A 12,240-nucleotide genomic window follows, 5' to 3' on the forward strand; every position below is an offset into this window, starting at 1 on the left:
AATATTCTGCGCTGGCACACTGTTCTGATGGCAGCGGAGTTCAGCATTCTTGGGCGGGGCCGTGCGGGGCGGGCCCTGGCGGGGGCCTGGGGCAGCGCTGTGCCGCTGTTGTCCAGGGAAGGGACTCCGGACGGCTTTGTGCTCCTGGCCGTGCCCGACGATGCCATCCCGGCCCAGGCTGCCCGCTTTCCCGGACGCTGCGCCCATCTCTCCGGCAGCCTCCACCTCGAGGGCGTGCCCTGCGTCCATCCCCTGACCAGTTTCGACGGCCAGGCCGCGGATTGGCGGGGCACGCCGCTGGCGCTCACGGGCGAAGTCCCTGGATTTCTCGTGGAAGCCTTCCAGGAATTGGGATTCGAGCCCTTCACCCTGGATCCGCGGTTCAAGGCGTTGTACCACGCGGCCGCGGTGCTCACGTCGGCCCATTCAGCATCGCTCTGGCTGGGCGCCGCGGAGCTGTTGCGGGCATCTGGAATCGAACTTCCAGGCCGGGGCCTCATGCCCCTGGTGGAGGCCACCCGGCACAACATCGAACGTCACGGAGCGGCGGGGCGCACCGGACCCTTCGTGCGAGGGGACGAGGAGACCATCGCGCGGGACGCGGCCGCGCTGCCCGAAGTCTGGCGGGAAATATTTTTGAAACTAGGGCATCTTGGATGTAGCCATGAACGCAAACCTGAATAACGGAACCACGGATATGCAGCCGGTTTTCAGTCCGGAGGCGCTTGGCGTCTCCACGCCCGGGGTGCGGTTCCGGGACGCCCTGGAGCGGTTGAGCTCCCAGGGCGAATTGAAGGCCAAGCTGCTGCTGGTGGCCCTGGACCACTTCGCCAAGCGTGGCTTCGATGGCGTGCAGGTGCGGGAAGTGGCGGAGGAGGCCGGCGTTTCGAAGCCCACCCTGTACTACCACTTCGGCAGCAAGGAAGGGCTGTTCCGGCAGCTCTGCCTGGTGGCGCAGGCGGTGGTGGCGCAGCGCGTGCTGAACCTGGTGAAGCCATTGCTGGAATCGGTTCCGGTTGGAGCCGAAGCCATCCAGGCCTCCGCGCTGCGATTGGCGAGAGGCTACGTGGACCTGCTCCGCGAAACTCCGGAATTCACTGGTTTCATCTTCCGGTCCATCGCCGTGCCGAGCCCCGACAGCGGCTTCCGGGACCTCATGCCTCTGGTGGAAAAGGCTCTGAGTCCCTTGGGCCTGTACATCCACACCGTCTTTGGCGTGAACCTGGAGCAGGCCCGGAAAGAGGTGCTCATCTTCACGGCGATTTTCGGCGCGCTCATCGAAGAGGGGCTCCGGCGGCCCGAATACGTGATCGACGAGAAGGAGCTCGCCTGGGCCGTGGACCGGTGGCTGCGGGGCCTGGAGCCTGTTTTGTGAAATTGGCGACTCAAGCGTGGGGATTGGCGCTGGGCCTGATGTTGTGGGGAGGAATGTCGATGGCCAAGGGACCTGCGCGGAACAGTGAACCGATCCGGGTGGTGGTCCGTCCCATCAACCTCGCCCAGCACGAAGTGGAAGTCGACCTCGAACTGCCCGGGGAAACCCTGCGAAAGGGGGCCGTGGCGGCGCTTCCGGCCTGGACGCCGGGCTCCTACCTGGTGCGGGATTACGCCCGGTTCGTCGACCGCGTGGTGCTGAAGGATGCTTGGGGGAGGGTCCACCGCCCGGAGAAACTGGACAAACAGCGATGGCAATTGCCCGCGCTGGAAGGGAAGGCGACGCTCAGCTACCGCGTGTTCTGCAACGAGCTTTCGGTGCGCACCAACCATGTGGACGCGGCCCATGCACAGCTGGTCGGCGCAGCCACTTTCATGTACCTGGAGCATGGGCAGGAACGGCCGTTGGAAGTCCGTTTCGAGGGGTTCCCGAAATCCTGGAAGGTGGCTTCGAGCCTGCCTTTGAAGGACGGCGCGCACCGCGCCTCGAATTATGAAGAACTGGTGGATTCGCCCTTCGAGCTGGGGACCTTCCGGCTTCATTCCTTCCGGGCGCTGAACGCGAAGTTCGAATTCGCCATCACGGGCGAACACAACGGGGACGAAGCGAGGATCGTGGATGGAGCGAAGCGGATCGTCACCCAGGCCGGCACCATTTTTGGCGGCTTCCCGTTCCAGCGCTACACCTTCCTTCTCACCTTCAGCCCCAAGGCCCGCGGGGGCTTGGAGCACAAGAACTGCACATCGCTCATGAGCGATCCCTTCCGGTTCAGCAAGACTGCGGGATACGAGGGGCTCTTCGGCCTCATCAGCCATGAGTTCTTCCACGCGTGGAACGTGAAGCGGCTGCATGATCCCGCGCTCGGCCCCTTCGATTACCGAGGAGAGAACTACACCAAACTGCTCTGGTTCCATGAAGGCATCACCGACTACATGGACGACCTGATCGGAATGAAGGCGGGCGTGATCCCATGGTCCACCGAGTCCAAGGAATGGGCCAAGCGTTGGACCGAGAACGGCGAACGGCCGGGACGGGTGGAGCAGAGCCTGGAAGAGGCCAGCTTCGATGCCTGGATCCGTTTCTACAAGCCGACGGAATTCACCCCAAACAGCACCGTGGACTATTACGAAGAGGGCGCCCTGGTGGGCTTGATGATGGATGCGCAGATCCGCCTGGGATCCAAGGGCGCCAAGGGCATGGAAGATCTGTTCGCCCTGCTCTGGCAGCGCCACGGGGAAAAGGGGCTCACCGACGCGGATATCCGGAAGGCTTATCAGGAATTGTCCGGTCTCGATCCGGAGCCCTTCTGGAACGCGCACATCCGCCATAGCGGGCCCTTGGATCCGGCGGCCATCGAGGCGGCTTACGGCCTGAAGTTCGAGGCCCGGGCGCCCTGGGAGTCGCTGCCGCCTGAAGACCTGAAGGACGCGTCGCTCGCCCGCTTCGCCAAAGGATTCGTGGGACTCGAATTCGGAAGCGCCCCGGATGCTGCCACCATCAAGAATGTGATTCCGGGCTCGCCTGCCTTCGAATCGGGCCTCAGTTACGGACAGGAGATCCTGGCCGTGGACGGCTGGCGCACGGCCTCGGGCACGGAAGTCCAGCAGCGCATCGCCGATGTCCCTGTGGGCGGCAAAGCCGAATTCACCGTGGCAGACCGCGGCCGCGTGAAGACCATCGCGGTGCCTGTGATCGAAAATCCCAGGCGCGCATTCCGGATCCTTCCTGACCCCAAGGCCAGTGAAGCGCAGAAGGCGATGTTCACCAAGTGGACCGGCCAGGCTTTTCCAGCTCAACTGCAACCGGCGTTGAAACCGAGAAGCGGGAAACCTTGAGCGCCGCACCGCGCATCGCGGCGATCATCGCGGCCCACGACGAGGCGGAGCATATCGGCGGAGTGGTGGCCGGACTCCTCCCCTACGGCCTTCAACGGATCCTGGTGGTGGATGATGCCTCGGGAGACGGCACCGCTGCGATCGCCGCAGCTGCGGGGGCCGAGATCCTGCATCTTCCGGCCGGCGTGGGCGGCGGAAAGGGCCAGGTGCTGCGCGCGGGCATCGCCCATCTGCGCGGGGGCGATTTCGACTACTACCTGTTTATCGACGGGGACGGACAGCATGATCCGGCGGATCTTGCGGGATTCCTCGATCACCTGGCTGCGCACCCCGAGGCGGATTTCCTCATCGGCAGCCGCTTCAGGGACCGCGGCAGGATCCCGGGGAAACGATGGAAGACGAATGCGCTGGGCTCCTGGACCCTGGGCAGGATCGCCGGGGTGAAATGGGAGGACAGCCAGAGCGGATTCCGCATGATCCGCAAGAAGGTGCTGGATCGCCTGGATCTCCGCAGCACGGGCTTCGCCATCGAGATGGAAATCGCCATGAAGGCGGCCGATTGGAAGCTGCAGTGGGCCCACATCCCCATCCGCGCCATCTACCACGATTGCGGCGGAAGCCATTTCCGCGGAGTGATGGACACCTGGCTGATCGCCTGGTTTTCCCTCCAGTGTTGACTCCGGGTCTGTCAACACGAAAGAAAACGAAAACTGCGGAAAACTAATGGGTTGGTCCGAACCGGAATGGCATTTTTCTGTGGTTATGTAAACACTGTTATAAAACAATTTGATTCATTGTTGATGATTCAGGGCAGGGTACAGAAGTTCATGGAAGATAGGGATTTAGGGCCTCCGGGCAGGGTCAATCCGCAGTGTTTTCCACAAAACATGCGGAAAGGCCACCAAAGGTCTTTTAGTACGTGTAAAGCCGCGCCCATTGCCCTTGTCCGGGGTTTTTCGCTGGGCGAATCGGCCTCCCGTCAAGCGAAAAGGGGTTCCAACATCTTCCGGCAGTCCGTGTGCGGAAAGGCCATGGTGTTCTGGCGGCGCCGTCGGATCATCCACCGATGGTGGTGGGCACTTCGCCTTTCAGGATCCAGGCATCCAGGGTCTCATCCGAGATGCCCAATTTTGTCAGGTGCTCGGTGGCCATGCGCATGCTCTGGCCTTCATCGCGGCAGATGAGCAGGCGGCGTTTCCAGGCATTGATGGTCTGTTCCTTCAAGCCTTCCTCGCCCAGGGACACGCGTTTCTCCAGCAGGAATCCCAGGTTGTTCGCAGCCTTGCGGTGGTGCGGATCCAGGCTCAGGGCCTTGTTGTAGGCCTGGGTCGCTTCCGGGAGTTTGTGGGCCACTTCAAGCGCCACCGCGTAGGCATTCCATACATCCGGATCATCCGGCGCCAGGGTCATGGCTTCCTTCACCATCCGCAACTGGTCTTCCGGGCGCTGGGCCTTGCGGGCGCATTCCGAGAGCCCCAGGTAGGCGCTGTATTCGCTGGGATCGGATTCCAGGGCTTTGCAGAAGGTATGCTCGGCTTCCTTCACGGTGCCCGTTTCCAGGAGCGTGTAGCCGAGCTGGACCTGCAGCTCCGCGGCCTCGGGATCCCTTGCCAAGGCCTCCTGGTAGCAGCGCAGCGCATCCTCCCAGCGTTCGTCCTCGCGCGCCATTTCACCCAGGGCAGCCCAGGGATTGGCGGCTTGAGGGTCCGTGTCCGCGGCCATGGTGAAGTAGGAGATGGCGCCATCGCGATCGCCCAGATCACGCTTGAATTCGCCCAGGAACGACTGGGCTTCCGAGAAGGTGGAGGCAGGCGGGGCCAGCAGGATCAGCTTGTGGAGTTCCGCCTGGGCCATGTCGAGCTGGCCTTGTTCGCCGAAGATTTCGGCCACCATGAAATAGCTGCTGGGTTCGGTGATGTTCAGGCTCCGGGCGCGGTGGATGCAGCGCATGCCTTCCTGGCTTTCGCCGCGCTGCAGGAGGAATTCACCCAAGGTATGCCAGCCCCAGTAGTAGTTGGGGTCGAGTTCCAGCGCGGCGAGCACTTGGGTTTCCGCGGCCGCATGGTCCCCCATCTGCTGGCAGATGATCCCCAGCATGCGCAGGGTCACGGGATTCCTGGGTTGAAGGCTCAGGGCCTTCAGAAGCGCCCCTTTGGCGGCTTCCGGGTGGTCCCGGTGGAGGGCCAGGAGGCCGGTCAATTCAAACGTCTTGGGATCCTGGTCGTCCTTGGCGAGCGCTTTTTCAATAAGGGACTCGGCCTCGTCCAGACGGTTCTCGATGATTCTCAGGAAAGCGAGGTTGCGGAGGTGGGTGGCTTCTCCCGGGTGCTCGTCGCGAACCGCTTCCAATTCGATGGAGAGCCGCCGCAGGTCCTCGGCGGTCGTGTGGTCGCCCTCGCACAAGATCCGCTCGAACCAAGCCTCTTCATGGGCCCGCTCCTCCGCCAAAATCCCATCCAGCACTTCGGCGGCTTCGACATGCAGGCTCCGGGAATTGAGGGCCTTCGCGTAGCGCAGCCTCGACGTGGCATCCGGGCCGAGAGAGGATCTGAAGGCGAAGAGATCAGGATCGAGCAGACGGAGCCAGGGACGCGCCATGGGATACCTCGTAGGTGCTGCCATAGGTTAGCACCGCAGGGTGTCAACCTAACGCGCGAAACACCCCGGCCAGTCCATCACAGAGCAGCTCCGACATGGCGCTTCGGGTTTCCACCGTGGCCGAGCCCAGATGCGGCAGAAGCACTGTCCGGGGAGCTGTTCTCCAGTTCGGGTCGAGATGCGGCTCACCCGCATAGACATCGAGACCGGCGCCTCCCAGGTGGCCCGACTCCAACAGCTCGATAGCGGCCGCTTCATCCAGAATCCCGCCGCGGGCCGTGTTGATGAGCACGGCTCCTCCGGGGAGCATCATCAGCGCATCCCTGTCCAGGAGGCCCTGGGTGGCATCCGTCAACGGGCAATGGAGGGACAGCACCGCGCACCGCGGCAACAGTTCCTGCAACGCCAATCGTGGCGCGGTTTCAGGCCCGAAGTCCACGGATCCTCCGCAGCCTTCCCTGTCCCAGAACAGCGGCTGCATCCCCAGGGCCCAGACCCGCTTGGCAAAGGCCTTCCCGATGGGCCCCGAGCCCAGGATTCCACAGGACTTGCCTGCGAGGCCGCAGCCCAGGAGCTGGTCCGGCGCCCAGCCGCCCCATGTCCCGGAGCGCACCAGGGCCTCTCCTTCCGCGATCCTCCGGGTCACCGAAAGCAGCAGCGCCAGGGCGACGTCGGCGGTTGCGTCCGTCAACACGCCTGGCGTGTTGACGAGGGTGATGCCCCTGGCTCCGCACAGTGAAACGGGCAGATGGTTCACGCCTACAGAATAGGTTCCGATGGCCTTGAGGCGGGGCGCCGCCTGGATGTCGGATTCCGTGACGGGCTCGGAGAGCAGCACCACGATGGCTTCCGCCGACCGCAGGGCCGCATTCCAGTTGGGTGAGCGGTAAGGCGCGACGAGCAGTTCGGGAAACGCCTTGCCCAGTTCTTGAAGCGCGCTTCCCACCAACGGCGAGGTGGAAAGGATCCGGATGCTCATCGCTGGAGCGCCCGCAGCGCCAGGCGGATGGCTTCCGGCAAGGGCGGCCGGGTGGCCCGCAATTCAATGATGGAAGGCATCACCGCGTCCTCTTTGAAACCCAGATTCGTCAGCGCGGAGCGCAGGTCCGATTCCCAGGCGTCGCCCGGCGCAGACGCGCCGCCCAATCCATCGAGGCCCGAAAGGCCGCCCATTTTTTCGCTGAGCTCGAAGCAGAGCTTCTCGGCGGTCTTCTTGCCGACGCCGGGAATGCGCACCAGTAGCTTCACTTCGCGGGTGCGGATGGCCTGGATCAATTCGCCCATGGGCAGCGCACCCAGGGCGGCCAGAGCGAGCTTGGGCCCCACACCATCCACCTTGACGAGCATCCGGTAGAGATCCCGTTCGGAGAGAGAATAGAAACCCAGCAGGGACAGCTCGTTCTCCCGCAGCAGCGTTTCGATCCACAGCGTGGCCTCGTGCCCCACCTCCGGCAGCAGGCCGTAGGTGCCCAGGCTGATGGCCGCGGAATAGCCCACTCCGGCGCATTCGATGAGCGCCTGGTTGGGCAGCTTCTGGATCAATTCACCCCGCAGTCGTCCGATCATGGGGATAGAGTAGCGCGGGGCTGCCCCGGAACGTGCGACCCTGGTCGCACACCCTGCAAGGAAGGGATTGGATTGCCGAGAGACATTGGGGGGGATAGTTTCTTGAATGTGAATAGGGAATGCGGGTTTCTCAGCGCAGGTGTGGGCGTGGGGAGCATCCTTTGAGGGCCATCCTGGTGCATGGCATGGGCCGCACGGCGGTATCCCAGATGTGGCTGGCGGCGAGGCTTCGCCGCCGAGGGGTGAAGGTGTCCCTGTTCTCCTATTCGGCCACCTTCAATACCTTTGACGCCACCGTGAAGCGGCTTGCGGAATTCATCGAAAAACGCAGCGTGAAGGACACCTGTGTCCTCGTCGGGCATTCATTAGGGTGCGTGCTGATCCGCTCCGCCCTGGCGGAACTGCGGGGAGCCGCGCCGAGCGCCTGCTTCTTCCTCGCGCCGCCCAGCAAGGCCAGCCGTGCGGCGAAGGCCTTCCGAAGCTCGGCCATCTACCGTGCGTTCAATGGCGAAATGGGCCAATTCCTGGGCGATCCTTCATTCATGGATTCGTTGCCAATCCCTACGATTCCCACAAGGGTCTACGCGGGCAACAAAGGCCCCAGGGGCAGGCATAGCCCCTTCGGCTTGGAACCCAACGACGGCATCCTCGCCGTGTCCGAAACGCCGCTCTATGAAGGCCAATCCATCATCGAAGTCCCCATGATCCATACCTTCATCATGAACTCCCGGAGCGTGTTGGAGGACATCCTGGAAGCCGCCCGGACAGGCGATATCCGTAGACCCGATCAGGATGGAGGCTCACGCGACGGCGGGCGCAGCGCAGCGAGCACCGGCGGCAACGAGGCCGCAAAAAGCAGCCTTGTTGAGCGGGATGACGACTGACACTAATGGTCGGCGAGGTCGTCCAACCAAATGAAAACGGCGGCCCAAGGACCGCCGAAAAGTAAAAGTTTGGTGGACCCGATCAGGATCGAGGCTCACGCGACGGCGAGCGCAGCGCAGCGAGCATCGGCGGCAACGAGGCCGCACAAAGCGGCCTTGTTGAGCGGGATGACGACCGACTTGAAAAATTGGTGAGGTCGTCCCCTCAATGAAAACGGCCGTCGAGGACGGCCGGAATAACTAACCTTGGTGGACCCGATCAGGATCGAACTGACGACCTCCTCATTGCGAACGAGGCGCTCTCCCAGCTGAGCTACGGGCCCGGGAAGAACCAGTCTATCGGAAGCCCGGCGAGGCTCCAAGTGCGGATTCGCAGCCGCTGGCGTTGACTGGGTGGCGGCTGGAACCGACACTTGCCCCGATGGTCTTCCTGGCGGTTTTCCCCCTGTTGATGCCGGTCCCCGGGCAGGACCAGGATGTGCCAAAGGCCCACCCCTTCGAAATATCCCGCATGGTGGTGTTGGTTCTGGATGGGCCTGGCTGGCGGCCATGGGACGAGCAGGGAACGCAGCCGTTGAAAGGGCGTTCCAAGGTGCCTTCCGCGACGGTCGAAGTGGTGGAATCGTCGGAACGGGATCGCCAACTTCGTTTGCAGGAGTTCAAGACCAGGACGGTTCCTGTGCTCCAGGCCGCTTTCGAGGTGGGGCACGCTTTCAGAACCAATGTCCAGATGCTCGCGGAATTCATGAGCCAGGATCCGGCCCAGCCGCATCCACCCTCGGTTCCAGCGGTCTTCTACAACAATTTCAGGCCACCGCCGGAAAATCCGGCGCTGCAGCTGCAGATGGCAACCGGTTGGTCCCGCTTTCGGGTGGCCGTCCGCAGGGAGGGCTCCACGCGATAAGTTTGCCGACCCCCCCAAAAAAAACCGCCCGAAGAGGCGGTTTTCTTTTTGGCCGATGGGAAAATCACATCAGCGCATCCATGCACTGGGCCAGGACGTCCTTACCGGGTTTCAGCGCGGCCTGGCCGAGGTGGACCAACGGCATGTCGGCGATGTGCGTGATGTCGTGGATGGTCGGTTTCTGGGTATTGACGTAGAGGAGTCCCGTGAGGAACTCGCCCTTCTCCACACCTTCATGCAGCACTTTCATGGCGCCGAAGCGGTCCGTGGGATCGTAGTCTTCGCGCAGGGCGCGGAAGGACACCCGGGAGCCATCGGGGAAGGTCACGACCTTGCTTTCGCCAGCGGGGATCTCCACCTGCTCCAGTTCGTTGAACTGCACGAACCCCAGCTCGTGGAGCGGGAAATCATGGTCCTTGGCGTTCTTGTAGGACTTGGTGGAGCTGTCGTGGTTATTGAAGGTCACGCAGGGGCTGATGACGTCGATAATGCAGGTGCCGTTGTGGGCCATGGCAGCCTTGAGGATGGTGTTCAGCTGCTTGGGGTCTCCGCTGAAGGAACGCGCGACGAAGCCGCAACCCAGCTCCAGAGCCAGGGTGCACGGATCGATGGGGGCCAGCTCGTTCACGGTGCCGTGCTTGAGCACCGAGCCCAGGTCGGCGGTGGCTGAGAACTGGCCTTTGGTGAGGCCGTAGACGCCGTTGTCCTCGATGATGTAGATCATGGGCACGTTGCGGCGGATCATGTGTACCAGCTGGCCGATGCCGATGGACATGGAATCTCCGTCGCCGGAGACTCCGATGTTGACCAGTTCCCGGTTGGCGACACAGGCCCCCGTGGCGATGCTGGGCATGCGGCCATGGACGCTGTTGAAGCCCCAGGCCTGGTTGAAGAAGTAGGCGGGGGTCTTCGACGAGCAGCCGATGCCGGAGTACTTGCCGACCTTGTGGGCCTCGATGTTCATTTCGAAGGCGGCGTTGATGAGCTGGGCCGTGATGCTGTCGTGGCCGCAGCCGGCACAGAGCGTGGACTTGGAGCCGACGTAGTCCTGTTTGGTGAGGCCGAGCTTGTTGGTGGGAGCGGCAGGCGCGGTGGTGGTCATCTCTACTCCTATTTCTCGAACGCGTTGATCTGGTCGACGATGGTCTGGGCATCGAGGGCCATGCCGTTGTAATGCAGCACCGACTTGAGCTTGGTGGCCGCCTCCGGGTAGAACTCGCGCAGCAGGGCCTTCATCTGCCCGTCGCGGTTCTGCTCCACGACGTAGATGACGTCGGACTCCTTGATGAAGGCATCCACCTCGGAGGTGAAGGGCAGGGCCCGCAGGCGCAGGTAGTCGGTCTTCTTTTGGAAGCGCTCCGACAGCACGTCGCGGGCCTCCATCACCGCGGGATCGCTGGATCCGAAGGCCAGGACGCCGCGTTTTGAACCGGTGCCATCCACGATGGGTTTTGGGACGTACTGCTTGGCGGTCTCGTATTTGGCGCGCAGGCGGTCCACCAGCTCTTTGTAGTCTTCTGGCTTCTCGGAATAGAGGGCCATGGCGTTGTGGCCGGAGCCGCGGGTGAAGTAGGCGCCCTTGCCCCCGGGTGTTCCCGGAAGCGAGCGGTAGGGGATGCCGTCCCCGTCCACATCCTTGTAACGGCCCCAGTCCTTCATGGCCGCCAGCTCCTTCTCGCCCACCACTTTTCCGCGGTCGAAGTCGCCTTCCGGGTAGGTGAAGGGTTTGGACATCCAGTTCTGCATGCCGAGATCGAGGTCGGTGACGACGAATACGGGTGTCTGGAAGCGCTCCGCCAGGTTGAATGATTCATAGGCGAAGTCGAAGCACTCGGACATGTTGCCGGGGTAGAGGTTGATGTGGAGGGTATCGCCGTGGCTGCACTTGGCGCAGATGTCGATGTCGCCCTGCATGGTGCGGGTGGGCAGGCCGGTGGAGGGGCCGGTGCGCGCGACGTTGAAGAAGACGCCGGGGATTTCCGAAAAATACCCCAGTCCGATGAATTCGCTCATGAGCGATATGCCGGGGCCTGAGGTCGAGGTCATGCTGCGGGCGCCAGCCCACCCGGCCCCGAAGACCACGCCGGCCGAGGCGAGTTCGTCCTCCATCTGCACGATGGCCACGGTGAGCTTGCCGTTCTCGTCCCGGCGGTGTTCGTCGGCATAGTCGATGAGCGATTCCACCAGCGAGGAGGACGGCGTGATGGGGTACCAGCCCACCACCTGGACGCCGGCGAACATTGAGCCCAGCGCGCAGGCCGCGTTGCCGTCGATGATGATGTTGCCCGTGGTCTTGTTGTCGGGCACGACTTTTAGGCGGTTCTGCGCGGGCATGTTTTCAGCGGCCCAGGCGTATCCCGCATCCACTGCGGCCTGATTGATCTCGATGGCCTTCTGCTTGCCTTTAAGCTGCTTGGTGATGGCATTCTTGGTCTCGTTCATGTCGAGGCCGAGCATCTGGCCGGCGACCCCCACGTAGATCATGTTCTTCACGAGCTTGTGGAGCTTGGGTTCCGGGCAGCTCGCCGTGACCAGTTTCTGGAAGGGCACCGGATAGTAGATGAGATCGTCGCGGAGCGTGTTGAGCTTGAGGGGCTCGTCGTAGATGACCAGCGCGCCCGCGGCGAGCTTCAGCACATCGTCCTTGGCGGTCTCGGGGTTCATGCAGATCATCAGGTCCACGATGGCCTTGCGGGCCACGTAGCCTTTGGTGTTGGCGCGGATCTGGAACCAGGTCGGAAGCCCCGCGATGTTGCTGGGGAACAGGTTCTTGCCGCTCACGGGCACGCCCATCTGGAAGATGGTCCGCATCAGCACGCTGTTCGCGGTCTGGGAACCGGAACCGTTCACGGTCCCGATCTCTATGGAGAAATCATTCACCAGGGTTTTCGTGTGGTCGAGCGTATGGCCGTTTGCGAGCGCGGTGGACATAGGTCCTTTTCCCCTTATCAAGACTCCTTGCGCAAACCGGTTCCTTGAATCAGGGCCGCGCGCCTAGAGAGCAACAATGAACCAGTA

Annotated in this window: 11 protein-coding genes and 1 tRNA gene; 6 read left to right on the top strand and 6 right to left on the bottom strand. The window is 62.9% G+C overall.

Translation table 11 applies throughout. From position 1 onward, the window contains the following. Positions 1-27: 27 nt before the first annotated feature. From IPQ13_01270 to IPQ13_01285, 4 genes are read left to right on the top strand one after another with little or no spacing between them, the layout of a single operon-like run. A complete protein-coding gene (locus IPQ13_01270; GenBank protein ID MBL0209537.1) occupies positions 28-684 on the top strand; it encodes a DUF2520 domain-containing protein in 657 nt (218 codons plus the stop codon). A 13-nt stretch (positions 685-697) separates the two neighbouring features. Then, positions 698-1,375: a TetR/AcrR family transcriptional regulator gene (locus IPQ13_01275; GenBank protein ID MBL0209538.1), complete on the top strand. Its 678-nt coding sequence runs from the start codon at positions 698-700 to the stop codon at positions 1,373-1,375. Between the two features lie 53 nt (positions 1,376-1,428). Continuing rightward, the gene (locus IPQ13_01280; GenBank protein ID MBL0209539.1) at positions 1,429-3,270 is read left to right on the top strand and encodes a M61 family metallopeptidase; all 1,842 of its coding nucleotides are present in this window, start codon (positions 1,429-1,431) and stop codon (positions 3,268-3,270) included. After that, on the top strand, positions 3,267-3,947 hold the full coding sequence (locus IPQ13_01285) for a glycosyltransferase family 2 protein (protein MBL0209540.1): 681 nt from the start codon (positions 3,267-3,269) through the stop codon (positions 3,945-3,947). The genes IPQ13_01280 and IPQ13_01285 overlap by 4 nt, the downstream gene beginning before the upstream one ends. Positions 3,948-4,326: 379 nt before the next feature. Here the strand turns inward: IPQ13_01285 and IPQ13_01290 are convergent, their stop codons facing one another. The 3 genes from IPQ13_01290 to ruvA are packed head-to-tail and all read right to left on the bottom strand — an operon-like array spanning position 4,327 to position 7,434. Beyond that, positions 4,327-5,868, bottom strand: a complete 1,542-nt coding sequence (locus IPQ13_01290) for a tetratricopeptide repeat protein (GenBank protein ID MBL0209541.1) — start codon at positions 5,866-5,868, stop codon at positions 4,327-4,329. Between the two features lie 43 nt (positions 5,869-5,911). Next, on the bottom strand, positions 5,912-6,847 hold the full coding sequence (locus IPQ13_01295; protein ID MBL0209542.1) for a D-glycerate dehydrogenase: 936 nt from the start codon (positions 6,845-6,847) through the stop codon (positions 5,912-5,914). After that, positions 6,844-7,434 (bottom strand): Holliday junction branch migration protein RuvA, encoded by a 591-nt coding sequence (gene ruvA, locus IPQ13_01300; protein MBL0209543.1) that lies wholly within the window; start codon positions 7,432-7,434, stop codon positions 6,844-6,846. The genes IPQ13_01295 and ruvA overlap by 4 nt, the downstream gene beginning before the upstream one ends. Positions 7,435-7,595: 161 nt before the next feature. On the opposite strand from ruvA, the gene IPQ13_01305 reads away from it, so the two are divergent. Beyond that, positions 7,596-8,318, top strand: a complete 723-nt coding sequence (locus IPQ13_01305; protein ID MBL0209544.1) for an alpha/beta hydrolase — start codon at positions 7,596-7,598, stop codon at positions 8,316-8,318. A gap of 247 nt (positions 8,319-8,565) precedes the next feature. Here IPQ13_01305 and IPQ13_01310 read toward each other — a convergent pair. Continuing rightward, a tRNA-Ala gene (locus IPQ13_01310) sits at positions 8,566-8,641 on the bottom strand. A 98-nt stretch (positions 8,642-8,739) separates the two neighbouring features. Between IPQ13_01310 and IPQ13_01315 the strand changes: the two genes are divergently transcribed. Beyond that, positions 8,740-9,222, top strand: coding sequence for a hypothetical protein (locus IPQ13_01315; protein ID MBL0209545.1), 483 nt, complete (start codon positions 8,740-8,742; stop codon positions 9,220-9,222). Positions 9,223-9,286: 64 nt separating this feature from the next. On the opposite strand, the gene IPQ13_01320 is transcribed toward IPQ13_01315, so the two are convergent. Both IPQ13_01320 and IPQ13_01325 read right to left on the bottom strand, forming a co-directional pair. Beyond that, positions 9,287-10,324, bottom strand: a complete 1,038-nt coding sequence (locus IPQ13_01320; protein ID MBL0209546.1) for a 2-oxoacid:ferredoxin oxidoreductase subunit beta — start codon at positions 10,322-10,324, stop codon at positions 9,287-9,289. A gap of 8 nt (positions 10,325-10,332) precedes the next feature. Next, on the bottom strand, positions 10,333-12,153 hold the full coding sequence (locus tag IPQ13_01325) for a 2-oxoacid:acceptor oxidoreductase subunit alpha (protein MBL0209547.1): 1,821 nt from the start codon (positions 12,151-12,153) through the stop codon (positions 10,333-10,335). Positions 12,154-12,240 lie beyond the last annotated feature (87 nt).

It is taken from the genome of Holophagaceae bacterium (genome assembly GCA_016720465.1).
GTDB lineage: Bacteria > Acidobacteriota > Holophagae > Holophagales > Holophagaceae > JANXPB01.

What these genes read in the sequence shown, in the direction of transcription:
- IPQ13_01280 (MBL0209539.1), top strand. Translation starts at nt 1,429, where the DNA reads ATGTCGATGGCCAAGGGACCTGCGCGGAACAGTGAACCGATCCGGGTG.
- IPQ13_01320 (MBL0209546.1), bottom strand. Translation starts at nt 10,324, where the DNA reads ATGACCACCACCGCGCCTGCCGCTCCCACCAACAAGCTCGGCCTCACC.
- IPQ13_01325 (MBL0209547.1), bottom strand. Translation starts at nt 12,153, where the DNA reads ATGTCCACCGCGCTCGCAAACGGCCATACGCTCGACCACACGAAAACC.
- ruvA (MBL0209543.1), bottom strand. Translation starts at nt 7,434, where the DNA reads ATGATCGGACGACTGCGGGGTGAATTGATCCAGAAGCTGCCCAACCAG.
- IPQ13_01315 (MBL0209545.1), top strand. Translation starts at nt 8,740, where the DNA reads ATGGTCTTCCTGGCGGTTTTCCCCCTGTTGATGCCGGTCCCCGGGCAG.
- IPQ13_01290 (MBL0209541.1), bottom strand. Translation starts at nt 5,868, where the DNA reads ATGGCGCGTCCCTGGCTCCGTCTGCTCGATCCTGATCTCTTCGCCTTC.
- IPQ13_01270 (MBL0209537.1), top strand. Translation starts at nt 28, where the DNA reads ATGGCAGCGGAGTTCAGCATTCTTGGGCGGGGCCGTGCGGGGCGGGCC.
- IPQ13_01295 (MBL0209542.1), bottom strand. Translation starts at nt 6,847, where the DNA reads ATGAGCATCCGGATCCTTTCCACCTCGCCGTTGGTGGGAAGCGCGCTT.
- IPQ13_01275 (MBL0209538.1), top strand. Translation starts at nt 698, where the DNA reads ATGCAGCCGGTTTTCAGTCCGGAGGCGCTTGGCGTCTCCACGCCCGGG.